Source organism: Streptomyces sp. DF42 (assembly GCF_058267695.1).
Genome location: NZ_CM177859.1, coordinates 8299745 through 8322122, shown reverse-complemented (window position 1 = coordinate 8322122; position 22378 = coordinate 8299745). Strand labels below are relative to the sequence as shown.

Annotated in this window: 23 protein-coding genes; 7 read left to right on the top strand and 16 right to left on the bottom strand. The window is 67.0% G+C overall.

All coding sequences use genetic code 11. The features are described 5' to 3' along the window. Positions 1-40: 40 nt before the first annotated feature. The 5 genes from ACYUED_RS38260 to ACYUED_RS38240 all read right to left on the bottom strand — a co-directional run bounded on the left by ACYUED_RS38260 (position 41) and on the right by ACYUED_RS38240 (position 6684). Positions 41-1756, bottom strand: coding sequence for a carbamoyltransferase family protein (locus ACYUED_RS38260; protein ID WP_491294615.1), 1716 nt, complete (start codon positions 1754-1756; stop codon positions 41-43). Between the two features lie 69 nt (positions 1757-1825). Then, the gene (locus ACYUED_RS38255) at positions 1826-2950 is read right to left on the bottom strand and encodes a glycosyltransferase family 9 protein (protein WP_491289012.1); all 1125 of its coding nucleotides are present in this window, start codon (positions 2948-2950) and stop codon (positions 1826-1828) included. A gap of 41 nt (positions 2951-2991) precedes the next feature. Then, positions 2992-4275: a PLP-dependent aminotransferase family protein gene (locus ACYUED_RS38250; protein ID WP_491289011.1), complete on the bottom strand. Its 1284-nt coding sequence runs from the start codon at positions 4273-4275 to the stop codon at positions 2992-2994. Then, positions 4272-5579: a cytochrome P450 gene (locus tag ACYUED_RS38245; protein ID WP_119581073.1), complete on the bottom strand. Its 1308-nt coding sequence runs from the start codon at positions 5577-5579 to the stop codon at positions 4272-4274. The genes ACYUED_RS38250 and ACYUED_RS38245 overlap by 4 nt, the downstream gene beginning before the upstream one ends. Continuing rightward, on the bottom strand, positions 5572-6684 hold the full coding sequence (locus tag ACYUED_RS38240; RefSeq protein WP_491289010.1) for an archaeosine biosynthesis radical SAM protein RaSEA: 1113 nt from the start codon (positions 6682-6684) through the stop codon (positions 5572-5574). The genes ACYUED_RS38245 and ACYUED_RS38240 overlap by 8 nt, the downstream gene beginning before the upstream one ends. 655 nt (positions 6685-7339) lie before the next feature. Here ACYUED_RS38240 and ACYUED_RS38235 point away from each other — a divergent pair. From ACYUED_RS38235 to cutA, 4 genes are all read left to right on the top strand, one after another. Then, the gene (locus tag ACYUED_RS38235) at positions 7340-7906 is read left to right on the top strand and encodes a phosphotransferase family protein (RefSeq protein WP_332112914.1); all 567 of its coding nucleotides are present in this window, start codon (positions 7340-7342) and stop codon (positions 7904-7906) included. A 96-nt stretch (positions 7907-8002) separates the two neighbouring features. Beyond that, positions 8003-8578, top strand: coding sequence for a peptide deformylase (locus tag ACYUED_RS38230; RefSeq protein WP_491289009.1), 576 nt, complete (start codon positions 8003-8005; stop codon positions 8576-8578). A gap of 126 nt (positions 8579-8704) precedes the next feature. After that, the gene (locus ACYUED_RS38225; RefSeq protein WP_240439411.1) at positions 8705-8878 is read left to right on the top strand and encodes a DUF6087 family protein; all 174 of its coding nucleotides are present in this window, start codon (positions 8705-8707) and stop codon (positions 8876-8878) included. 322 nt (positions 8879-9200) lie between these two features. Then, positions 9201-9527, top strand: coding sequence for a divalent-cation tolerance protein CutA (gene cutA, locus ACYUED_RS38220; RefSeq protein ID WP_119581078.1), 327 nt, complete (start codon positions 9201-9203; stop codon positions 9525-9527). A 134-nt stretch (positions 9528-9661) separates the two neighbouring features. On the opposite strand, the gene ACYUED_RS38215 is transcribed toward cutA, so the two are convergent. From ACYUED_RS38215 to ACYUED_RS38190, 6 genes are all read right to left on the bottom strand, one after another. Next, positions 9662-10219 carry a GNAT family N-acetyltransferase gene (locus ACYUED_RS38215; protein ID WP_491294613.1) on the bottom strand — a complete coding sequence of 186 codons (558 nt, stop codon included), beginning with the start codon at positions 10217-10219 and terminating at the stop codon, positions 9662-9664. 8 nt (positions 10220-10227) lie between these two features. Further along, positions 10228-11109: a phosphotransferase family protein gene (locus ACYUED_RS38210; RefSeq protein ID WP_491289008.1), complete on the bottom strand. Its 882-nt coding sequence runs from the start codon at positions 11107-11109 to the stop codon at positions 10228-10230. Positions 11110-11181: 72 nt separating this feature from the next. Further along, entirely contained in the window at positions 11182-11649 is a 468-nt protein-coding gene (locus tag ACYUED_RS38205) for a gamma-glutamylcyclotransferase family protein (protein ID WP_491289007.1), read from the bottom strand. Between the two features lie 155 nt (positions 11650-11804). Continuing rightward, the gene (locus ACYUED_RS38200) at positions 11805-12596 is read right to left on the bottom strand and encodes an aminotransferase class IV family protein (RefSeq protein ID WP_491289006.1); all 792 of its coding nucleotides are present in this window, start codon (positions 12594-12596) and stop codon (positions 11805-11807) included. A 96-nt stretch (positions 12597-12692) separates the two neighbouring features. Further along, positions 12693-13166, bottom strand: a complete 474-nt coding sequence (locus tag ACYUED_RS38195; protein ID WP_491289005.1) for a TrmO family methyltransferase domain-containing protein — start codon at positions 13164-13166, stop codon at positions 12693-12695. Between the two features lie 39 nt (positions 13167-13205). After that, on the bottom strand, positions 13206-13577 hold the full coding sequence (locus ACYUED_RS38190; RefSeq protein WP_491289004.1) for an NsdA family TPR-like regulatory protein: 372 nt from the start codon (positions 13575-13577) through the stop codon (positions 13206-13208). A gap of 305 nt (positions 13578-13882) precedes the next feature. On the opposite strand from ACYUED_RS38190, the gene ACYUED_RS38185 reads away from it, so the two are divergent. Together ACYUED_RS38185 and ACYUED_RS38180 are read left to right on the top strand one after the other, a co-directional pair. Next, positions 13883-14695, top strand: a complete 813-nt coding sequence (locus ACYUED_RS38185) for an alpha/beta hydrolase (RefSeq protein ID WP_491289003.1) — start codon at positions 13883-13885, stop codon at positions 14693-14695. Next, the gene (locus ACYUED_RS38180; RefSeq protein WP_491289002.1) at positions 14680-15177 is read left to right on the top strand and encodes a peptide deformylase; all 498 of its coding nucleotides are present in this window, start codon (positions 14680-14682) and stop codon (positions 15175-15177) included. Before ACYUED_RS38185 ends, ACYUED_RS38180 begins: the two co-directional genes overlap by 16 nt. A gap of 67 nt (positions 15178-15244) precedes the next feature. On the opposite strand, the gene ACYUED_RS38175 is transcribed toward ACYUED_RS38180, so the two are convergent. The 5 genes from ACYUED_RS38175 to ACYUED_RS38155 all read right to left on the bottom strand — a co-directional run bounded on the left by ACYUED_RS38175 (position 15245) and on the right by ACYUED_RS38155 (position 21091). Further along, entirely contained in the window at positions 15245-16357 is a 1113-nt protein-coding gene (locus ACYUED_RS38175; protein ID WP_491289001.1) for an EcsC family protein, read from the bottom strand. Between the two features lie 308 nt (positions 16358-16665). Further along, positions 16666-17541: a phosphotransferase family protein gene (locus ACYUED_RS38170; protein WP_491289000.1), complete on the bottom strand. Its 876-nt coding sequence runs from the start codon at positions 17539-17541 to the stop codon at positions 16666-16668. Continuing rightward, entirely contained in the window at positions 17538-19013 is a 1476-nt protein-coding gene (locus ACYUED_RS38165; RefSeq protein ID WP_491288999.1) for a helix-turn-helix domain-containing protein, read from the bottom strand. Before ACYUED_RS38165 ends, ACYUED_RS38170 begins: the two co-directional genes overlap by 4 nt. 105 nt (positions 19014-19118) lie before the next feature. Further along, on the bottom strand, positions 19119-19841 hold the full coding sequence (locus tag ACYUED_RS38160; protein WP_491288998.1) for an HAD family hydrolase: 723 nt from the start codon (positions 19839-19841) through the stop codon (positions 19119-19121). A 2-nt stretch (positions 19842-19843) separates the two neighbouring features. Beyond that, positions 19844-21091 (bottom strand): NsdA family TPR-like regulatory protein, encoded by a 1248-nt coding sequence (locus ACYUED_RS38155; RefSeq protein WP_491294611.1) that lies wholly within the window; start codon positions 21089-21091, stop codon positions 19844-19846. A gap of 677 nt (positions 21092-21768) precedes the next feature. Between ACYUED_RS38155 and ACYUED_RS38150 the strand changes: the two genes are divergently transcribed. Continuing rightward, positions 21769-22194 (top strand): ATP-binding protein, encoded by a 426-nt coding sequence (locus ACYUED_RS38150; protein ID WP_491288997.1) that lies wholly within the window; start codon positions 21769-21771, stop codon positions 22192-22194. Positions 22195-22378: the final 184 nt, after the last annotated feature.

The following is a 22378-nucleotide window of genomic DNA, read 5'->3' as shown; positions in this document are numbered from 1 at the left end:
GCCCTCAACCTACCGGCCGTGAACGGGTGGTGTCGGACAGTCAGTTCGGCTGCTCCTTGAGTACGAGGAACGGGCCGATGGCGAGTGCGTCCAGGGGGCTGGCCGCGAAGGTGGCGACTGCGTCGCGGGGGGTGCACACGATCGGTTCGGCCTCGTGGTTGAACGAGGTGTTCAGCAGCGCGGGCGGCCGGCCGGTCTGCTCGGCGAACGAGGCGAGGAGGCGCGCGTACGGGGCGGCGTCATCCCGGGCGACCGTCTGCGGGCGCAGCGTTCCGTCGGTGTGGACGGCGGCCGGGATCACCTGGTGCGCGGCCCCGGTCGCCTGCCGGGCGACGATCATGAACGGGTGAGGGGCGCTCGTACCGATCAGGTCGGCCGCAGCCTCCTGAAGGAGGACCGGGGCAAGGGGCCGCCACCGCTCCCGGTGCTTGATGCGGTCGTTTATGTGGTCGCGGGTCCGGGTGTGGTGGGCATCGGCGAGGATACTGCGCCGGCCGAGCGCACGGGGCCCGGCCTCCATGCGCCCCTGGAACCAGCCGATGGTGCGCCCGAGAGCCAGGTGCCCGGCCACCACGGTCGGCAGGTCGTCGCCGTGGTCGCGAAAGGCCAGGCCGTAGTCGTTGAGGGTCGCGCGGATAGTAGCTGGGTCGAAGGCGGGGCCGAGGGCGGCGGTGGTCATCGCCTCACCGGGCAGCGTCAGGTCGCCGCGCCGCACCGCGACCTCAAGGGCGGCGCCGAGGGCGCACCCGGCGTCCCCGGCGGCTGGCTGGACGAACAGCTCATCTACGCCGCGCAGGGCGGCAAGGCGGCCGTTGGCGGAGCAGTTCAGGCCGACCCCGCCCGCGACACACAGACGCCGGGACCCGGTGAGCGTGAGGACTTCGCGGGCCAGCTCGGCCAGGCACTGCTCCAGCAGGTGCTGCGCCGAGGCGGCAAGGTCGGCGTGCTCGGGCCCAAAGCCCGTGTCGGGCACGACGCGTCCCCCGCTGTAGGTGCGGGCGCGACGGTGGGGCGGGATGCCGAGGCCGGTGTACGCGGCGGCGTACGCGGCCTTCAGACGCCGGTAGTAGCGCAGGTCGGTGTACTGGTCCTCGACCGGTTCGTCGGGGCGGATCCCGTAGCGGGACAGGTCCAGGTGGTAGCCCCCGGCCTGGGGCGTGAGGAAGTCCAGCTGGTAGCGGTTCGGGTTGCCGTAGCCGGCCAGGCCCATGAGCTTGCCGGAGCTGGTCCAGTCCCCGAGCCCGAGGTGTTCGGCGACCGTCTCGTAGAACCAGCCCAGGGACTGGGAGAAGGGGAACTGGCGCAGGACCTTCAGCCCGCTGGTAGTGCCGTGGGCGAGGGTGGCGGAAATGCCGTCGCCGGAACCGTCGACCACCAGGACGGCGGCCTCGTCGAACCCGGCAGGGTGGAACGCCGAGGCAGCGTGCGCGAGATGGTGCTCGATCACGGTGACCTGCCGGGGCCGGTGATGGCCGAACAGGCTGGGGTCGAGGAGTTCGGCGATCAGCTCCATGTCCGTACACGTGTCGCTCGGCTCGGGCCAGGCGGGGTTGAACGCGATGGCGATCTCGTCGACCTGGTCGAGGGTGATGCCGGCCTCGGACAGGCAGTACGCCGCGGCCACCGCGCAGGAGCGGGAGTCCTTGTGGTGCTTGCGGCGGGAGAACCGCTCTTCCTCGGCGAAGGCCACGATGCGGCCGTCGATGACCAGACAGGCGGAGGCATCGTGGTAGTACGGGCCGCCCAGTCCCAGCACGGTTCCCAACGTGTGCTCCTCCTCGCAGTCGCCCAACACCCCACGGCGCGGGGCGGGTTCAGACAGTGGTCAGGTCAGGTGGTCGAGGGTGGCCTTGAGGACGGCCGGAACGTCGATGGTGTCCATGCAGCCGCCGACCCCGCCGCAGGCAACCTGGTGGGCGCACGGCGAGCACGCCAGCATCGAGCGCAGCGCGGTCACGTTCGTCACGTGCTTGGGGATGACCTCGGCACCGTTGCTCGGCCCGAGCAGCAGCACGGCCGGCCTCTTGTGTGCGAGCGCGAGATGGAAGCCGAAGGAGTCCCCGGTCACCACCGCGTCGACCAGGCCCGGCAGCGCGGCGGCCTCCTCCAGGCTGAGCGGCGCGTACGCCACCCGGGACTCGTCGGCACCCCGCAGCCGCAGGTGCCGCACCAGGGCCTCGCACGCGTCGCGGTCGCTCGGGCCGCCGAGGACGGCTAGCTGCGCCCCGTGGTCGACGAGGGCGTCGCCGAGCTCGGCCCAGTGCCGCGCCGGCCACAGCTTCGTCGGCAGCGACCCACCCAGATTCAGGCACACCCTGGGACCGGTCCGCTCCCCGAGAAGCCCGGCCGCGCGCCGCCGGGCGGCCTCCGGCACTTCCAGGACGTACGGCTCGCCCGCATACGTGTAGCCGGCGACGGCGAAGTACAGCTCCGTCCACGTCTGCTGGTTGCCGATCGTGCGGTAGTCGTTCCAGGTGTTCTGCCGGAAGAACTGCATCGCCGCCGCGCCCATCGGATACAGGACGTGGTCGGGGCCGCCGAAGGCGAGCCCCGCCTTGTGCCCGGCGTCGATGCGGTCGACCAGCGCCGCCGCGGACGGAGTCCGCTCGAAGGAGTACACCGCGTCGAAACGGCGCGACGGCAGCTGGGCGGCGGCCTCCCAGTCGTGGACGAGGACTTCGTCCACGTACGGGTTCATCCGCAGGATCGGCGCGCACGCCTCGTCCACCAGCCAGGTGATGTGCGCGCCGGGCTTCTCGGCGCGAATCCGCGCGGGAAGGGGGGAGGCGATCAGCATGTCCCCCAGCAGGCCGAGCATCACGATCAGGACCCGGTGGTCGACGGGGTCGTGATGCGGGCAGCCGTGGCACGGGCGCCAGTGGCGGCAGGGTCTCCCGCCGGCGAAGTGCCGGCAGTCCGAGTGGATCTCGAACGTGTCCACAATGTGCACGGGGCCAAGGAAGGCGCCCCGGACAGGGAGTTGCTCCGGACTCACACAGCACCCCCGGCTCCGACGGCCGCCAGAGCAACGCGCAGGACCTGCTCGTCGGCCCCGTCGCCCTGGTGCGCCTCCACCAGGGCGCGCGTGCGCGCCGCCACGGCGGCCGGGTCGCGGCCGTCGCGCAGCACGGCGGTGAAGATGTCGGTGAGCTCGTCGATCCCTGCCGCGTCCATCCCGGCCCAGGACACCTCCTGCAGGCCCAGGCGCAGCCCCGCCGGGGCGGTGATGTGCGGCAACGGGATCGCGTTGACGACGATCCCCGCCTCGAACAGCCGACGGGAGGCTTCCTCGGCGGCCAGCAGCGGGGCGATGTCGATCCACAGCTGATGGCAGTCGGTGAACCCGCCCTTCTCCCCGCACACCGTGAACCCGCGCTCGGCCAACCCCGCTCCCATACGGCGGGCATTGGCGACGGTGGCCGCCGCGTACGCGGCGCCGCAGGCGTCCATCTCGGCGGCGGCTACGGCCAGGGCGACGACGTCGGCCGGATGGTGATGGGAGACGAAGTGCGAGGCGTGCTCATCTAGCCGGGCCGCGAGCTGGGCGTCGTTGGTGGCCAGCAGTCCCTTGTGCGGGCCCGGGTAGGTCTTGTGGGTGGAGCCGCCGAGGCTGTCCGCGCCCTCCGCGAGCGGGTTCTGCCACGCGCCGCCCGCGATCAAGCCCAGCGTGTGGGAGGCGTCGTAGTGGATCAACGTGTCGGGGCCGACCACCTCGCGCAGCCCTGACAAGTCCACGGGGAACAGGCACATGAACGCGTCCAGGTACACCAGTTCCGGCCGCGGCTGGCCACCCAGCAGACGGGCGAGGGCGTCTAGGTCGAGGGTGGACGTGGCCGGGTCGACCGGCAGATCTTCCATCTGCAGGCCCAGCCGGGTACCGATGAAGCGGGTCGAGCCGTGCCCGCCGTCGCGCTCCGCCAGATTGAACGCCCTCGCCCCGGGGCAGGCCAGCGCGGAGAGCGCCACCGTCAGCGCCGAAACCCCCGACACCGGCTTGAGGTTCACGTGGCGCGCGCCCAGCTGCGCGCCGATCCGCACGGCCGCGGCACGCTCGATATCGACCAGATCCTGCCGTCCCGGCCACGCCCAGTTCTCGCCTCCGCCGTCGGGGCCGGGAAAGGCGTACCGCACGGCGGCCTCCGTCAGGTGCGGCACGCGGGCGGCCAGCGACAGCCCATTCTCGCTCGGCACCAGATGCAGCCGGTGCCGGGCAGCGTCGTGGTGGGCTGCCGCCTGCCGCAAGGCGGTAAGCGCGTCGGGCGGGGTGCGGGTCACGAAGCGATCTCCTGACGGTCGAGGACGAGCGGCACCGCCGTGAGTGGGGCCTTGGCCGGCCGGTAGCGGATCCGGCTGGGCGGCCCACCGGGCAGCCGCGGCACGCCCTGGTGAAGGACCGAGGCCATGACGGTGAGAGCCATCAACTCGGCGAGCGGCCGGCCCAGGCAGGCGTGCGCGCCGCCGCCGAACGCCCACAGCCGCGCCCCGCGGGCGTCGCCGTCCAGGAACCGCCGCGGTCGGAACGTATGCGGCTGCGGGAAGACCTCGGGGTCGAAGTGCCCGGCCGACGTGGAGTACGCCACCCGGGTACCGGCCGGGATACGGTAGCCGCCCAGGTCCACCGGGCACACCGCCTCCCTCAACGAGAGCAGGTTCGGCGAGTGCAGACGCTGAGCCTCGGCGAGAACCGCCCGCAAAACGGGCACGGCATCCCGCCGCGCCAGCACCTCCGGCGTAGCCACGGCCACGTGCGCCTCCGTCTGCGCGAGCACCGCGTGCTGCTGGTTGCCGGCCAACTCGACCAGGCACCAGGTGATCAGGCTCGCCGTCGTCTCCCTCGCCGCGATCAGCAGCGCCAACAGGTGATCCGGCAGCGGGCCCACCGCCTGTGACGCATCCGCGAACGCGGCCACCAGACCTGCCAACGCCGAGTCCGTACCAGGCTCGGCGACAGCCGCAGCCGCCCGGCGGGTGAACAGGGCGTGCAACCGCCGACGGGCTGCACGCCCCGCCCAGTACCGGCCGGTCATGAACCGGTCCCGTCCTGGCGGAGCGCCGGACCCGGCGACGAACGGCTCGAACACGGCGGCGAACACGGCCGCGTCCGCCGTCTCGGGAGCGATGCCGAGCAGTACCCGAGCGCTCAAAGAGCCGGTGAGCGCCCGCACCTCCGTGTACAGATCTCCCACGCCGTGCTGCGCCCACCGGGCTGCTATTGGATCCGTCACCTCCAGCAGGGCTGGCAAGTAGCCAGGCAGCGCCCGGCCCGACAGCGCCGGCCGCAGCCTGCGCCGGGCCTCTGCGTGCCCCTCACCAGTGAGGTTGAACAGGGCGCGGCCGAACAGGTCATGCACCAGCGGGGTGTTGAGCACCTCCAGACAACCGCGCTCGCCGGCGAACAGCTCAACCAGCCCCGCCCAGGTGCCCACCAGCACCGTCTCGTGCCCGTCGACCGCCATCCGAAAGACCGGCCCGTGCCGACGATGTCCTTCCTCCAGGGCCCCCAGCGGGTCCAGGTCGAAACTTCGCACCGTGTGGTGCGGGGGTAACCCGCAGGCCGCCGCGGCGGCCTGCTCAGACACCCGACCGCTCCAGAACGTCCAACTGCCGGGCCGCGCGGGCGGTGACGGCCGCGTGGTCGATCCCGGCCACCTCCAGTGGCGGCTTGCACGCGCAGTCCTCGGGCAGGTCGTCGGCCTCGCCCGTTTCTCCGAACCGCATCAGCGCGTCCACCACCTTGTCCGCGCAGACCGGGCAGGCGTCGGGGAACACCGACTCGAAGTCCGTCCCCCGCAGGTTCACGCACGCCACCCGCACCGCGAGCCGCTCATGGACCCGGCGGATCGCCTCCACCACGGTCCACAGGTTCGGCGGCGTGTACTGCCCGGCCTGCCACAGCTCCCACGCCACCGTGTTCCGCGACACCCGTGTCGGGCACAGCGTCATCCCCTGGACCCCGAGCCCGGTCAGGTAGTCGACCGACTGCACCACGTCGGTCACGGCCTCGCCGTCGGTCAGGAACGGCGGCTTGACCATCAGGTAGATCTTCGGATCCACTCCCAGGCCGGCCATCACCATCAGCGCTCGTTCGAAGGAGACCTGGGAGATCCGGGTGTTCACCAGCGTCTCGCGCACCAGCGCGTCTGCGGACTGCAAACCGATCCCGATCTCCAGCCGCACCTCGCCCAGGGCCTGGACGAACGGGGTCAGCGCTCGCTCGGTGACGAACTGCGGCAGCGACTCCACCACCAGCCGCTTCACCCCGGCCGCCGCGACCAGCCGGGCGATCTCCACCTGGACGTTCCGCGGGATCTCCCGTGGGGCGAAGAAGCTGCCGTCGTTGTAGAGGGAGAGCACCTCGTACGACGGCTCGCCCTCGGTCCGTTCCAGGGTGTGACGTACCTGATCCAGCAGACTCTCGCGCGAGGTCCCGCCGTGGATGCCGTAGTTGTTCAGATTGGTGAAAGGGCACATCGTGCAGGTCGGCACCGAGCAGCCGCCCGACATGACGATGACCTTCTTACGGCCGACAACGTCACCGTGCGGCAACCGGATCATGTCGTAGTCGACGAACCGAGGCTCCGCCGGCTTCTGCGTCCCCGAAGTGCGTAACTGTAAGGACAGATCACCGATCCGGCGACGCAGGTCCTTCACCGTCACCGGCGAGTCGAGCGCGTGCTCAGGCATGAGGAGCCCCCTTGATCCCCGGTCGATCAATCGGGCCTGCCCGCGGACCGGAAGCGCGGCGCAGCCGTCACGAATCCTCAGAAGAGCCGAAGATTCAATGCTTGGGAAGACGGCCTCGAACCGCCAGCCCATTGGGTGTGAACCGGACAGACGACAACACTGCGATACGCAACGCCCGCGCATCCGAATGTGGAGGACGCCGATGGCCTAGAAGTTGTAGCGATGGAGGAACACACGCTCGCCTTGAGGGTGAAGAAGGCACCGGCACACTCGACGAGTGAGCAGAGCGGATTCCACTGGGTAGCCGACGGTCCGCCGTGAGCGGCGTGGACAGCATGACGGGGCCTCCCAGGGGACGACGAATCAATCCACTTGCCGCCTATGACCGCGACGACCCGGGTGCCCGTTGCCGGACTCCGGCGAGTCTATCTGGCTTGTGCGGCAAGGGCCATGTGACGAAAACCGCCTGGCTCATCGGCGCACCGCTGCTGACCGCCGCCGTTGCCAGCGTCCGCGTCTGGCACATCGGCGGCACGAGCCGTACATCCTCAAGCACTACAGCGACCCTGCCCGTGCCGCCAACGAGGCCGCCGCTCTAGCCCTCCTCACGCACCACCGGGTCCCGAGCCCCCGCCTGCTGCACGCTGACATCGAAATGCAGCCGGCCTGGACCGCCCAGAGCGTCGTCCAGGCCGAGCCCGTCCCCGCCGACCGGTTCCTGGATGAACTCGCCGGTCCCCTCGCCGCAGTCCATGCCATCCCCGGAACGCACTTCGGGCGCCTCGCCGGAGCCACCCGCCACCACACCTGGCGCGACTACCTCCACGACCGCCTGAACCTGTACACAGCCACGGCACCCGATCTCGTTACCGTCGCAGCAGCCCTCCGCCAAGACCTCGACCGAGTGAATCTCGACATCGAGCACCGGCTGCTCCACCACGACCTTCAGCTCGGACACCTCGTCCGCGTCCCAGAGGGCCCACGTGTACTGCTGGACTGGGAACTCGCCGCTTTCGGCGACCCGACGTCCGACCTTGCCCGCCTCGCCGTACGTCTACGCCTGCTCTCACCTCAGCCCGTGCTCACCCACGGGCCCGCTCCAGCCGACCAGCGACGCCTGGAGCTGTACTGGCGTCTCCACCTCCTCGCCGATGCAGCTCTGGCCACCAACCCCGAAGTCCAGGCACACGCCCTGGCCCTCACCACCGGCACCATCACATGATGTGAAACCGCGGGCCCGCATCGGCCGTCGAGGCCGAAACGAGCCGCCTCGTAGCACACCGCGGGGCAGAATCCCGATGACCGTCCACGAAGGGGGATGATCCGAGTGCGACCCAGCCAACAGATGCGCGACCTCGGCATCGTCCAGTACGGCGCCCCCATCCTGGCCGAGCCCGGCCGCTCCTTTGGACTCCCGGACGAGCGGAAGCAGGCCGACGCCGTCGTCGGTCAACTCCTCGACGCCATGGAACGCATCCGCCGCGCACACGACTTCTCCGGCAAGGGCCTGGGCCTGGCCGCCCCGCAAATCGGCATCGACCGGGCCGCAGCCGTCGTCACGCCGCCCGGCGCCGATCCGATCACGCTCCTCAACCCTCGTATCACTTCCGCATCCGACGAGATGGACGAGAAGTTCGAAGGCTGCCTGTCGTTCTTCGACGTACGGGCCCTGGTTCCCAGGCCCCTGCGGATCACCGTCGAGGCGGTGACGCTGGACGGCAGCACCACGACCACGGTCTACGAACGGGGCGAAGCCCGGCTCATCGCGCACGAGATCGATCACCTTGACGGTCTTCTGCTGCTGACTCGGATACGGCCCGGAATGACCCCGATCCCCGTCGAGGAGTACCGCAAGACGGCCGAAGCCACCGGCCGGGCCTGGTCATATGAGTAGAAGAGGCAGGGCATCACCGTGGGCAGGCACGCCCGTCCCGGACCGCCGGACCAGCCGTCCAGCGCGGCCCCTAGCATCGACCCCGACGACCCACTCGCTCCCTACCACCGGCGCAGGTGTGCACCGATGGACGTCTACCGCCGACACCGGCCCGTCGGCGGCGGGGCCACCCACGTGCGGCCGGAGGAACCGCGGGTCCTGGAGCCCTGGGACGGCTTCGCATACGTGCCCGAAGGCACCGCGCCGAACCTCGCGGCCGCTCAAGCCTGGGCGGCCGGCGGACCGGCGCCGGGCGGGTAGGTCACCGGCTCGATCGGCCCAGGCAGAGCTGGGATCTCGGCGACAATCGCCTCGCTTCAGACACAAATCCGGACCATGGAAACGTTGAGGATTGGCCCGGCTGCAACAACCCGGCCGAACTGCGCATTCGGCTCGAGGAGAACGTGGAACTACTCGCAAAGCTCGCCGAGCCCCTAGCCGAGAACGAAGCCAGGATCCACGCCACATGCACCGAGTAGCTCGTCCGCAAGGAGTGCCTGTGCTACGAATCATGAGGCGTGGAGGATTGGCAGATGGGCTGGATAGTGTCGAGGTACGCCGACGAGGAAGGCAGGCCAGTTGCATGGCGGACGAGATCGTTGTCGCACAGACGACCATCGACGACGAGGACAAAGCGATGGTCCTGGCGCGAGGCGCAGTCGAGAACCATCTAGCCGCTGGCGCCCACATTGACCCGCCGTTGACCGCGGTCTACTGGTGGAAGGGAAGGATCGAAACCACCCGCGAATGGCGGATCTCATATAAGACGTCCTCCGATCGTCTGCCGGAGCTTGAGACTTGGGTGGCCCAGGAACACACCTATGAGGTTCCGGAGTGGGTCGTCCTGCCAATTGTTGGCGGGTCCGACGCCTACCTGTCGTGGGTGGTCGACGAATCGACCGCAAAGTAAGCCGGAGGATGAGCGTCCGGTTGCTTTTGACGACGCCGGGTTGTTCGCCGACCGGCCGACGTCCGCGTCTGAGCCACGGCATCGGGCGGCAATGCGGCTCCCCTTTTTGCTAACCCCAGGGTTCGGAAGGAGTCCTACACCGGCGTGGTGGACTGCCACTCTCGATCGAGGATCGCGTGCACTACGGAGTCCCGCCATCTGCCAGCTTTCAAAACGTGCTCGCGGATCACTCCTTCCTCAACCATCCCGACAGCCGCCATCGTCTTGGCCGAAGCGCCGTTAAGAGGAGACCGCGCTCCCCAAATGCGGTGAAGGCCCAAATCGTCGAAGCCGACGCTGAGCAGCAACCGCACCATCTCCACGCCGTATCCGACGCCCCAGGCATCTGGACGCAGCGCGAAGCCCGTGGTGGCTGCTCGCTGCTGATGCGGATCGGCAGCGAGACGGCCGAACCCGATCAGCTCGTTCGTGTCCCGTTCGATGACGGCGAGAGCGTATTCGTTGCGCGGAGTCGCCCTCGCCGAGGCGATCGACCTGGCCACCATCTGGGTCACCTCTTCACGGCTACGCTGTTCGAACGACAGGTGCTCCGTAGCTTCGGGGCTGCCGTAGATGGCCAGCACCGCATCCACGTCCTCAAGGGCGAGTTCACGCACAGCAAGGCGTGGGCCAGAACGTCCGACCGGATGCATGGAATACATCACATGATCCCTTTCCAGCTCCAGGGACGCGGCTCGGCACGGCCGCGCAGGCAGTCGACGCGGTACTGTGCCTCGGCTTGCCACACCGGGCGCGTTGCGGCGTGCTGGGCCGCATAGGTGGTCATGCGCAACTCACGGGCTCCAGCGAGGAGGTCATACCCCTCCCACTGTGTGACGTCCATGCCGTACGCAGCACAGAACTCGGCATACTCCGCTGCGGTGACAGTACCGGTCGTGGACACCTTGACCGCGATCGAGACCAGATCCCATTCTGGCGGCCCGACGGAGGCCCGCTCGAAGTCCAGCAGTACCGGCCCGTCCGTCGTACGTACGACGTTGCCCACCCACGCATCACCGTGTACGACACACTCGGGCAGGCCCTGGGGCCGGCGCTCCCACTGCTCGCGAAGTTCCGCATGCCGGTCCCGCAACCAGGCGCGATCGTCCTCCGACAGCGACGTGGCCGCCTTGATCCGCTCAGACACCCGGACGAACGGGTCCAGCCGGTCGAGCGGCAGGTCCGGCACCGGCAATGGGTGAAGTTGCTTCAGCAGCGTCACGACGTCCATGACGTTGGCGATCTCGTGCGGCGGGAGCTCGGCCCAAAAGGTCACGGGCTGGCCTCCGGCCTCGATGGGCTGCTCAAACGGCAACGCTCGCACGGCCGACACTCCGTTGTCGGCGAGCCACCGGGCCACGAGGACCTCACGCAAGGCTGCCTTCCACTGGCCAGCGCGGGCGATACGGACGATTACATTGCTGGCGAGACGCCAGATCTCATTCTCGGCGAGGCGGACAGGCTCGGCGCCTGCGGGGTCGAAGTCTGCAAGAGCGCAGGCTTCTTCTAATACGGCACGGGCGGGTACAGCCGAGATCGTCATATCAGCAAGGTAGTCGTGAACCGCTTGTGCTGGTGAGGGTTGCAACGCCTGACCAGCCTGGCGCCGGACTGCCTACTCGCCCTTGGGCTCGCCTGCGGCCAACCTCGGGCCGATCCGGGCACACCGAGCGGCGTAAGCCTGAAGATGCAGACTCTCGAATTCGGCTCGGTCCCAGTCCTCTGGCCGCACCTCCCCGTCCGGCCAGATGTACGCCAACCCGTTGCCGCCGGTCGAGAGAGCCACCTCCCGCAACTCGTACCGGTTGTCCTCGAACGAGTCGAGCAACGTCCATTCCTGGTCGGTCAGGTCGGTGAGCAAGAGGCCGGCCGCGGCGGTTCCGGGCGCGGCAACGAGTCCGGGATAGACCCGGCCTTCGAGCACGGCAGCGCGCCACCCCGGTGCGGAAGCAAGAATGTAGGCCGGTACTCGCCCCAACAGAGCTTCGAGGACGACAGCGAACTGAAGCGTGCCGTAAACGAAGAGCTCGCCAGGCGCATCGGAGAGGCGATCGAGACGGCTGGAAGGCCGGACCAAGGTCATGCCTGCAAGGTAGTCGTGATCCGGCGGCACGGGTATGCCGTCTCTTTCATGTGACAACGGAGGTGGCACGGTGAACCGGCCGCGCGTGGTTCGCTCGGGATGGGCGTCCCGTCCGGGAAGCCGCGCACAGCATGGCCAGCCGCTGGGCGGTACAGCTACAGGGTCTCACCGGGGATGGACAGGTACATCTCGCGGAGCGCGCTCAGCACAGGGTGAACAGTCGGCAGTTCCTTGTCGTCGATCGCCGACAGGGCGCGTACCCCGATGCTGGTGTTCGTCGCAAAGACCGCCGCCATACGCTTGGCCTGGTCGATGGTGACGGGGACAGTGCGGTGCTCAACGCCGTTGGCGTTCTTCTGAAGGAGGGCCATCGTCACACCGGGCAGCACGGGGGCCTGCGGCCACACCACAGTCCCGTTGCCATCGATGAAGGCAACGTTCCAGGTGCCGCCCTCGCTCACGAGACCGTCGCGGCCGACGAACAGCGCGTCGCCGAACCCCGCGCGCTGCGCTGTCCCACGGGCGTGCAGGGCACCGAAGAGACCGACGTGCTTCACCTCCGGCAGGTCGCGCTCGTACGGCACGCTCATGGCGCGCAGCGGCTCCGGGGGCAGGGCGCCGGCACCGCGCACCGACACCAGGATGTGCGGCTCGTCAGCGTCGGCCGGGTGTCCCATCTCGACCTTCGGGTCGTAGATCGTGACTCGGACGACGCACGGGCCGCTCTGTCCCTCCAGGCCCCGGCGGACGTACTCGCGAACGAGCGCGGTGTCCAGATCCGCGCCCCACACGGTCTTGCAGTCGCGTACGAGCCGTTCCATGTGCAGCCTCAGGCCCCGGATGCTGCCATCGCCATCGACGCGCATGGACGTGAAGTGACCGAAGTTGGTGAGTGCCAGGGGGAGCAAGTCGTCTGCGGACATGGGCTTTCCATCGAGAGTCGCCATGCCGCCCAGCATGTCAGGACCGTCCGCGCCTTCCTGGCCCTCACCGTCGGCTGAGTCTCGGCGAGCGACTGGAGGCCCCCTGCCGAGCACCGAGGGTCAACCCTTCTCTGCCCAGTAGTTCTCCAGCATCTCGCCAGGCCATGCGGGCTCGTGAACCGGGCCGCGCGGCCCCATCTCAATGAAGAACGGAGACAGGTCGTAAATCTTCGTACCGACCACGGCATCCAGGTCGGTCACCCGCAGACGGAGGCCGTCGACTCCCAACAGGCGGGGGAAGGACTGCGCGAGTTGATTGGGGCGCCGGTGATTGCGGTGCGCGAAGGTGCCTGTTGCCGGCCACTGCGGGTTTCCGCGCGGGCTGCGGGCGTGGTACTCGATGTCGCTCGGGGACGCTTGGTCGAAGTGCCACACGACCACCAGATGAGAGAATTCACGCAGGCCCTGCACTGAGTCGAGTGGAAACTCATCCTCATCGAGCTGAATTACCGACTCGATGCCACCCCAATAGTCATCAGCGACCTCCCTACGGCCCGCGACGACTTCCCCGATCGGATTGATCTCCAAGGTCATGGCCCCAGCCTTTCGACTCCGTCTCAACGACACTTGCAATCAATCTACTTGGGCCAGATACGCCGCCGCGCGGGCATCGAGCAAGCCTACCGCGGGGAGGCCGCGCTTCCGGTAGGGTGACAGAAGTTGTCGCATCTCGACGACCCTCTGCCGCGCACGGCCGGAGTAGATCCCGTCCTCCATAGCGTCCAGGACGCTGGTCCATATCGCGCAGGCTTCTTCGACGCCACCTTGTGCGATCTGCGTCGCGCCCATGTACCCGAGGGTCACCGCGTGCGTCTGCCGGAACGCAGTTCCACGCGTGCGCACTGAGCGCCGGAACTCCTTGATCGCCCGCTGGTGATCACCGAGATCCCGCAGTGTGCATGCGGTCTCGTGTGCCAACGACGCCTCGCCGAAGAAGAAACCCACAGCCAGTCCTCCCGCACCGACCACAGGTCCACGAAGTAAGAGAACCGTTTGCACGAGAGGAACGGGTCGGCATCGTTCGCGTACACCTCAACGTGGATGTCCAGGAGCAGCGAGCGGACGTCATGTGCGTCGGCGTGGGTGTAGCGCTTCAGGTCCTTCGACGGGACTGCTCGATCCAGCTCACGACCTCGGGCGCTCTGGTGCCCGTGACCTTGATGGTTTGCCGTGTTCTGGCGAGCGCGTGCCAGCTACGACTCTATGGCGGAGGTCCTTGCCGCCGTGAGCTGATAACTACGCTTGCCCTCATGGCGACTAACAGCGTGAGCGTTCGCACCCTTGACGGCCTGCACCTGGCGGGCACCCTTGTACGTCCCCAGAAACCGACTCCGTCGGCCGTGGTGCTTGTGCACGGCGGCGGCGTCACCCGCGAAGAAGGCGGCTTCTTCACGCGGCTTGCAGGCGGCCTTGCTGACGCCGGCATAGCCTCGCTCCGTTTTGACCTACGCGGCCATGGCGAGAGTGAAGGACAGCAGGAAGAGCTAACGCTCTCGACAATCCTCAACGACATTCGCATCATGCTTGCGCACGTCCGCAAAGCGACTCAGGCCGAACAAATCACGTTGCTGGGCGCGAGTTTCGGCGGCGGTATCTGCGCCTACTACGCCGCAAAACAACCGAGCGAAGTTACTCGGCTCGTGCTGTTCAACCCACAGCTGGACTATAAGCGGCGGACTATCGACAGTCGACCGTACTGGACAGATGACGTCATCAGCCAGGACGCCGCCCAGGAACTCAACGAGCGCGGCGCACTCCAGTTCACGCCGACGCTCCGCCACGGGCGGCCCATTCTCAACGAGGCGTTTTGGCTTAATCCCTATGAAGCACTCGCGGAGGTCCAAGCACCAACGCTCATCGTGCACGGCACGGGTGACACGCTCGTTCCGTACGAGTCCTCGCGCGTTGCTGTCGAGCAGTTCACGGCACCGGTTGACCTCGTGCCCGTTGAGGGCTCGCAGCACGGTTTCGCTGTCCACGATGACCCGCAATACTTGAACCCCAAGAGCCAGGAATACCAAGCCTTCGTCATCCGCACCGTGACCGAGTGGCTCAGGCAGTAAGCGAAGATGAGCGGGAGACCGCCGACACCGTCATCAGCCCACTCCTCGACGCCTCGGAACGGACCCGCACCGCGCACGACTTCTCCGGCAAGGGCCTGGGCCTGGCCGCCCCACAGATCGGCATCGGCCGGGCCGCAGCCGTCGTCCAGCCGCCCCACGCGGACCCGATCGTGCTCCTCAACCCAGGTATCACTGCCGCCTCCGACGAGATGGACGAGAAGTTCGAAGGGTGTCTGTCGTTCTTCGACGTACGGGCCCCGGCCCCCAGGCCCCTGAAGATCACCGTCAAGACGGTCACGCCGGACGGCAGCACCGCGACCACGGCCTATGAACGGGGCGAAGCCCCGCTCATCGCGCACGAGATCGATCATCTCGGCGGTCTTCTACTGCTGAATCGGATACGGCCTGGGGTGGCCCCAATTCCCGTCGAGGAGTACCGCGAGACGGCCGAATCCACCGGCCGGGTCTGGTCATACGAGTAGAAAACGCAGGGCACGACCGTGGGCACGCACGTCTCGGACCGCCGGAAGACATGTGAACCGCGTCGGTTCAGCGGAGATCGGGTCCGCCCGCCTCGGCGAGCTCGCCAAGCACACTGATCGCCTTGTCGGCGTCGTCTGGGACGTCCGGGCCGACATCAGGAAATGAACCGGATGCCTCCTCGTCGGCGAGACGCGGGTACTTCTCAAGGAGGAACCGCCGCCGGTAGGCAACCTCGGCGGCGTCGATGATCCCCTCCAGAGTGGTCCAGTTGAGGGTGCCCCCGACGAGGATGCCGACTGCGGGTACGGCCTTGCCGAGTCCCTCCTTGGTGAGCCGAAAGCCGAACGCCTTCGCGAACTGCGCGGAGACCCTGGCGACAACCGCCTCGTTCAGGGTCTTCCACGTCTTGCCGCGGAAGAGAGCTTGGGTGAGCCGCGAGATGTCAGCCATCGCGGCGTTCTTGGCGGTGGCCGAGCTCGCCGTCCCGGCGTTGACGACAGACATCACGAAGAGCTTCTCGGCAGGCTCTTCGGGGTCGTAGCCGTAAAACAGCGAGATCTGGCCAACAGCGCGGGACGCGAGTCCGAGGACGACTGCGGTATCAGCAGTAAAAGCGCCGACGATCGCACCTCCCGAAGGCGCTGCCGCGGCGCCAGCGGAGGCGGCGATGACGAACTGTCCTCCGGAGATCACCAATCCCGCGCCCGCTCCCGAGAGCGCTGCGCCGGCCGGATAGTACCAGCTCGCTGCTCGTCCACGGACAGCGTCGATCTGCTGGAGGTCGAGGCGGCGCAGGTCGGCCAGCGACGCAACGTCGTGCCCGCGCTTCTTATGGCGCGCCACCACCCGCTCAGAGGAGAGTCCCGCTCGCGAGACCCGTCCCACCGTCTTCCGGATGGACTGAGAAGCCGCGCCGCTCCAGTCCGGGAGGGCGTCGGCGGCTCCGCGAGCTCCGGCGCTGACCCTGTGAGCGCCCTTGGCAGCGATTTCCTGTCCACGCGAAACGGCCGATTGAGCCCGTGGGTGGTTCTCCAGATACTTCGCGGCACGCTTGCCGAGTTCCGCAGCGCCGGTGGCCACTTGCTCGCCACCGTTTCTCATCAGTCGTGACAGTGGGCGGCCCTTGAAACGTTGGATGTCACGCCAGGCCGCGAGCTCGTATTCCGAAGGGTCTGCCATGCCGCGATGGTAGTGGCCAAGTCCTCCACACAGTTCCGTAATGCCGCACACCGGTTCACGCGCACAAGGGGCTGTTGCACTGCGGGGCGGGTGGGTCGCGATCGCCATCCCACGCGGCACCCCTGCGCCTACCTCGTCCGCTCCGGCAGGACTCAGGGACGAACTGCTTCCTGTGACAGGCGGATCGGGTGCTTACCTGCCCTGGGTCGTAGAGGAGACGGCCAAGGGCTGACGACGGCGCGACGCGTTCGCTTCTTGTGCGAGTTCTGCCCTGGCTGACGCGAGCAGACGACACACCCGCAGGAAGCTTATGCGGCACTCCACTGAGCTTGGCTATCCTCGTTCATGAGCGTTGCAATGCGATGATTCAGCTGCCCTGCGGCAGCTTCATCGCCGTGGTCAGCTCTGCGAATGAAAGAGCCGAGCGTATGCAGGTCCCGAATTTCGCAAAGGACAGGGAGCCCTGACCAATTCCGAATGTCGTACCCATAACGAAGGCTGAATTCATCCAGTTCCCTGGCGCTACGCCCGAAACGGACACCCTGGAATGTGTTAGCCAAGTCGATTTCCCGCGGACCGATCGCGGCCTCGTCCCAGTCGCCAAGCCTGACGCTTGGAGCGTCCCACAGCGTGTTACCCGGGTACGCGTCGGCGTGTATATGACCATAACCGAGCGGAAATTCCAAACCCCGGTAAGCCTCCAAGAGTAGCGTCTGCCGAGCCGACAACCACTCTCGTTGCGGAACTGCCAGGTAGGTACTGAAGCTGAGGGTCACCTTCAGTGAGGAAAGGGGCTGAAATTCCGGCAGCTCGAAAGGCGGGGCCGGCAGATCGTGCAGCGACCTCAGCAGACTTCCTAGGTGGTGGGCTGCTGGCGTGCCCGACGCTGTCTGTGGGTAGTGCTGCCAGAAGGTGACGGCGTAGGGACCGCAAACCACTGGCTGGCGAACATCCGCAGGCTCCGTGGCTGGGAAGCCGTTCGCGACAAGCCACCGGGTGAGCAACACAGAGGTTTCAAGACGTCCCTGCTGCGCAGCGGGGCTGACGCGTACCACCACATCCTCAGCATCCAGTAGGAACACGGAGGTAGCGTGGTGATGAAGTGGCGTGAGGGACTTGTCTGGCAAGCCCGATGCTCGACAGGCGATACGGGCGGCGGACTCAGGAGAGACCGTCGTTGTCATGAGGCGATGACCTTCGCTCGGGTGTCGATGACCTGATAGCCGCGGGCCTCGTCTGCCAGCTCGCGGGCCCGTCGGCTGCGGGCGAATCGTGGATCCTCAAGAAGCCTAGCCACCCCATGCATGGCATCGCCAAGTTGACGGATACGCCGGTCTTCGGGCAGTTCGAGGATAGGTCGGAGCTGCTCGCCGGCACCCTCGACTTCGCCCGCGGCGATGCGTGCCGTCACGATATCGAGGCGCGCCAGCGCCTCATCGCCGTAGGACCGCAGCTCCTGCGGCCCGCTCTCATAGAGGCGGATCGCTGCGGTGGCATGTTCTTCTGCCAACCGGTGCTTGCCGAGCAGGGCGTAGGTGCCACCTATGTAGTACTCCTGCTTGGCCACCGGGAAGGTGAGCAGCCCACCAAAGCGAGTCAGGCCGCCGGGCTCTGCCCGAAGCTCGCGGGCTCGCTTGAGCTCATCGAGCGCGGCGATTGCTCTGTCTGAGTCTTTGACGCGAGCAGCGGTTCTGGCTTCGATCGCGGCGATCCTGGCCCGTGTCTCACCTCCAGACGCAAGCAGCATGGCCTGCTGTGCATAGTCCAGGGCAGCTTGTTGCCGCGGCGACCATTCCGCGAATAGGGCAGCTGTGCCTTTGACCCACGCCCGCAGATCATCGCAATCGGCGTGCTCCGCCAAGGTCCACGCCGTCTGGAGCTGAGCGATTGCGGCACCTTCGTCTCCCAGGTTCTGGGATGCGTGCGCTATTAGAAGGCAACTCGTACCGGCGAGGAGGAACAGCTCACGCGCCTGCCGAGGCGGCTGTCGACCTTTGAGTAGGGAGAAGATGCTGTCTCGTGTCGACAAGAGATCTTCGAATAGGGAGTGCAACGGAGCATGCACGTACTCGGTGGCAAGCCGGGTGACTTCGGCTTCCAGCTTTACGAGCTCAACATCACTCACATTGCTATTCGTGATTTCCTCAACGAACTGCAACGACTGCGCCGCAGCCCGCGCTGCGATATTACGAGCATCCGATGCCTGCCGCCCGCCTCCAGAATTTCCCTCGTTCAGGGAAGTACGTTCCGACGTGAGAGGCGTCGGCGCCGCCTGTTGGACGCCGCCTAGTGGTGCTGGAAGAAACGAGTCAGGGGCACCAATGCCATTGAGGAACTGCGCGACCTTTTCAAGGCTTGTTAAGCGCCGGCTCCCAGCTTCGAGCATTGACACGTGCCCCTGGCTCAGTCCAGTCATGAACGCAATATCATCCTGGCGCAGGCCGGCCGCTTTGCGAACGAGTCGGCTTACTCGACCGAATTCCCACGCCGCGATGGCGGCTTGAACTTCGGTCTCTCGCCACACTGTATCCGGAACGCGAGGGGCAGAGCAGGCAACGAGTCGCTGGCCGCGTGCACAGGTGGCGCATAGGGGCTCTTTGTTGTACTGGCTGAGACGGCAGCCACAGCCACCGCATACACGGCCGTGCTTCTGCATCGCGCCCCCGTTCCTCTTCCTGCACGTGACAGCGTATGTTCCACACGGCAGCGCCGATATCACTCCAGTGATATCGGCGGTCAAGGCCCGTGCAGGCCAGACCTGTCACGCATCATCAGTGGTCAGCATCTCGATGGCATCCAGAAGTTGAGGAAGGTCTTCAAGGCTGTCGAGGACGACGTCAGCTCCGGCGGCTGCCAGTTCGTCAACGCTGGTCTTGCCTGACGCGATACCTATCACGGCCGCTCCGCCCTCGAGTCCCGTGCGGACGTCCTCAAGGGAGTCTCCGATGATGACGGTATTGGAGCGCGTAAACGAAGTGCCGTATCTGCCTTGAGCGCGGCGCTGAGCCACCGAGACGAGAGCGGGGCGGTGATCGTCATCAGAGGAGTACCCGCCGATCTCGGTGTCGAGGAACCCTTCGAGTTGGAAAGCTCTCAGCTTCAGAAGCGCGTTGGGCTTGAGGTTCCCCGTCACAACGGTCGGCACGAGGCTCGCGTGCCCATGCACTGCCTTGAGGGCAGATACTGCACCAGGCAGAAGGACCCCGAGGCGCCGAAGATCTTGAGCGTGCGCCGCGAGTCGGTGCGGTAGGACGTCCACCATGCGCGGCAGCAGCCGGGGGACATCCGGCTCAGGGACGCCGTTCTCGAGGAGCAGCGACCGGATTGCGAGGGGCATGGTTACCCCTGTGCCCCTGGCGGGAAGCCGGTCCGCCGGCCGCCCGACGATCTCGGAAAAAGTCTCGCGGTAGACCTGCCGGTCGATATCGCCGACGTACAACAGCGTGCGGTCGATGTCCCACAGCACGAGAATGCGATGGGTCATGGTCAACTCCTGCTCCTGTTTCCCTGCATGGCGATGGCTCGCTCCAGGACGCCTTGAGCGTGGGGGCTTTGGTCCATCGCGCTGAGTTGGTCGAGCATGGTTTGAACGTGCTCGTTGAAGCGCACGGACTGAAGGTGCTCGGCGAGGTCGAGAGCCTCGTGTGCCACGGCACAGCCAGCTTCGAGATCGCCTTGTGCAGTGTGAGCTGTGGCAGCCCGCGACAGGAAGAGCCCCTTGGTTCGCTGGTCTCCAGGGTTGAGCGCTTTCATTGCCTCGCTGAAGCTCTCGGCAGCACGACGTGGATCACCTAGATCGAGGTAGCAGCTGGCGGCCTGGCCGTGTATCTCGCCTTCGTTGATCCAGTACAGCCAGTGCGGATCACGATCTGAGCGCCCTTGAGCACAGAGTTCGGCCGCGCGTCCAAGCGCGGCCAGTGCCGATTGACGTTCGCCGAGCTTCGCGTGTCCACGAGCCTGCCGCGTCAGCAACATGGCTTCGAGCGCCGGAGTGCCGAGATTCCCGACTGCCTCCCGAGCTCGCTGCGCCGCCGTGACGGCACGGGATGGCGCCCCTGTGGAGTATCCGTAGATGGCGATGTAGGAGAGGGCGCCGGCACCGAGCCGGACGTCCCCCGACGCCTTGGCCGCGCGCAGGGCTGCATACAGATACCCCAAAGTTCCGTCGCGGTCACCGGAGTCGAAGGCGAACCAGCCTGTCTGCGTAGCAGTGTCGGCAATGATGGCCGCGAGCTGCCGGCCTGTTGCCTCGTCGTACGAAGTGTCTTGTGCAAGGTGCTTGAGGAACGACAAATGCTTGTCGCCGAGTGTTTTGAGAGTACCGCTGCCAGCGGTCGCGTCCATCGTGCGGAGATGGTCCGTGGTGTGCTGGAGACTGCCGAGCAGTACTTGAGAGAGGCGGCTTCCCTCGGCCGCACGATGGAGTGGCTCCGCTTCGGCTGCATCCCACTGATTCACGAAGGCCGTCAGCGCCACGCCACCAGCGGCGAGGAATCCTCGACGGTGCATCGCGCTGCCCTCCATCGCTATATCCAATGCCGCCACCATACGGGCCGTGGTCCAAGGCAGGCTCGGGTCGGCATCACTGGGGGCCGGGACGGAACCATGCACGGATGACGGGAGCGGGGAGCGCGGCAGGGGGAGTGGGACAAGCTCGGCTGGGACAGAGAGACCCGACAGGAATTGGACAATTCTGTCGATATTTGTAAGTCGGCGACTGCCTGCCTCCAGCATGGACAGGAACGCCTGGCTCAGGCCCGTGAGTTGGGCCAAGTCGTCCTGCCGGAGGGAACCGCGCAGCCGGATCAAACCGCTGACTCGCCCGAAGTCCCACGCAACGAGCGCGCTTCGCACATCTGGATCGAACCAGACGTGCTCCGGGACTGTAGGCAGGTGCGGTTCCACAGGCCGAGACCGGGTGCATGTGAAGCACAACGGGCCAGCGTTGTAGTTGCTTAGCTCTGTGCCGCATCGGCCGCAACTTCGCTGTGACTGCTCCTGCATCTCGCGCCTCCCCCGCGTGAGCGCAACGTCAATTACTCCAGGCGGAGCCGGGATCACACAAGTGATATCACCCCCGGAATGTGCAGGTGGCGCCTTTCGCCGCCAGTCTTGGCAGCCCCCAGTGGCGGGTGAGCCCCCAGTAGGGCGTGAGTGGAGCAACCGACCAAGGCCCACGACAAGGACTGGCGATGCACTTCACAACGCAGCAGACCAACACCGCTTCCTCCATGCCGGGCAGCTTGTTAAACGTGCTGTCCGGCCCTGCGACGAGGCTGACACCAGGCGTTCGGAGTGCGGTCGGGCTGAACGTCGTGACCGACTGGCTGGCCCGACCCGAAGCTGAAGGATGCTCCCACCTGCCGCCTCGAAGTCGTGACCACGTACTCGAAGGGCACAGGGAGGCCGGCATGAGAATCGGCACTGGGGAACAGGTCTCCCCCACCGTTCAGGTGGAGTTCCCCGCGTCGGACCGGCATGCCGCTGACGTCCGGTCGCTGGTCAAGGACCACCTCACGGAGTTGGGCCTGGTGGACGCGATCAACGACACGGTGCTGGCCGCCAGCGAAGTCTTCGCCAACGCCGTGAAGCACGGCAGCTCTCATGAGACCGACACCGTCTTGGTGGAGGTCGAGTGCGCGACGAACGTGCTTCGGGTCGCCATCACCGACTCGTCGTGCGCGTTGCCGGTCCGCCGAGCTGCTGCTGGCTGGGACGTCAGCGGACGCGGCCTAGCACTAGTAGAAGCGGTCAGCGACCGATGGGGCGCAGATCTCGCTCAGGACGGCAGCGGCAAACAGGTGTGGTTCACCCTGGCGCGCTCTGCCCCCACGTGATCCACGACTAGCGCGCCCCGACTCAACTACACGATCGAGATCACAATGCCCCGTCCGTTACCTGCTTCCCCGCCTTCTTCCCAAACTGCAGATTCCTCTAGCGAGCTCGACTGGGCAAGCCAGCCTCAACGTCACTGCGTTGTCGGGACGTTCAGCTCCCATCCCGATCCGTCCAGCGGGACGT

Coding starts and splice junctions, on each gene's coding strand:
- ACYUED_RS38205 (WP_491289007.1), bottom strand. CDS start 11,649: ATGACCTTGGTCCGGCCTTCCAGCCGTCTCGATCGCCTCTCCGATGCG.
- ACYUED_RS38155 (WP_491294611.1), bottom strand. CDS start 21,091: ATGCTGGAGGCAGGCAGTCGCCGACTTACAAATATCGACAGAATTGTC.
- ACYUED_RS38165 (WP_491288999.1), bottom strand. CDS start 19,013: ATGCAGAAGCACGGCCGTGTATGCGGTGGCTGTGGCTGCCGTCTCAGC.
- cutA (WP_119581078.1), top strand. CDS start 9,201: ATGGCGGACGAGATCGTTGTCGCACAGACGACCATCGACGACGAGGAC.
- ACYUED_RS38225 (WP_240439411.1), top strand. CDS start 8,705: ATGGACGTCTACCGCCGACACCGGCCCGTCGGCGGCGGGGCCACCCAC.
- ACYUED_RS38160 (WP_491288998.1), bottom strand. CDS start 19,841: ATGACCCATCGCATTCTCGTGCTGTGGGACATCGACCGCACGCTGTTG.
- ACYUED_RS38195 (WP_491289005.1), bottom strand. CDS start 13,166: ATGACCTTGGAGATCAATCCGATCGGGGAAGTCGTCGCGGGCCGTAGG.
- ACYUED_RS38185 (WP_491289003.1), top strand. CDS start 13,883: ATGGCGACTAACAGCGTGAGCGTTCGCACCCTTGACGGCCTGCACCTG.
- ACYUED_RS38175 (WP_491289001.1), bottom strand. CDS start 16,357: ATGGCAGACCCTTCGGAATACGAGCTCGCGGCCTGGCGTGACATCCAA.
- ACYUED_RS38235 (WP_332112914.1), top strand. CDS start 7,340: ATGCAGCCGGCCTGGACCGCCCAGAGCGTCGTCCAGGCCGAGCCCGTC.
- ACYUED_RS38210 (WP_491289008.1), bottom strand. CDS start 11,109: ATGACGATCTCGGCTGTACCCGCCCGTGCCGTATTAGAAGAAGCCTGC.
- ACYUED_RS38240 (WP_491289010.1), bottom strand. CDS start 6,684: ATGCCTGAGCACGCGCTCGACTCGCCGGTGACGGTGAAGGACCTGCGT.
- ACYUED_RS38230 (WP_491289009.1), top strand. CDS start 8,003: ATGATCCGAGTGCGACCCAGCCAACAGATGCGCGACCTCGGCATCGTC.
- ACYUED_RS38200 (WP_491289006.1), bottom strand. CDS start 12,596: ATGGCGACTCTCGATGGAAAGCCCATGTCCGCAGACGACTTGCTCCCC.
- ACYUED_RS38150 (WP_491288997.1), top strand. CDS start 21,769: ATGAGAATCGGCACTGGGGAACAGGTCTCCCCCACCGTTCAGGTGGAG.
- ACYUED_RS38170 (WP_491289000.1), bottom strand. CDS start 17,541: ATGACAACGACGGTCTCTCCTGAGTCCGCCGCCCGTATCGCCTGTCGA.
- ACYUED_RS38215 (WP_491294613.1), bottom strand. CDS start 10,219: ATGCATCCGGTCGGACGTTCTGGCCCACGCCTTGCTGTGCGTGAACTC.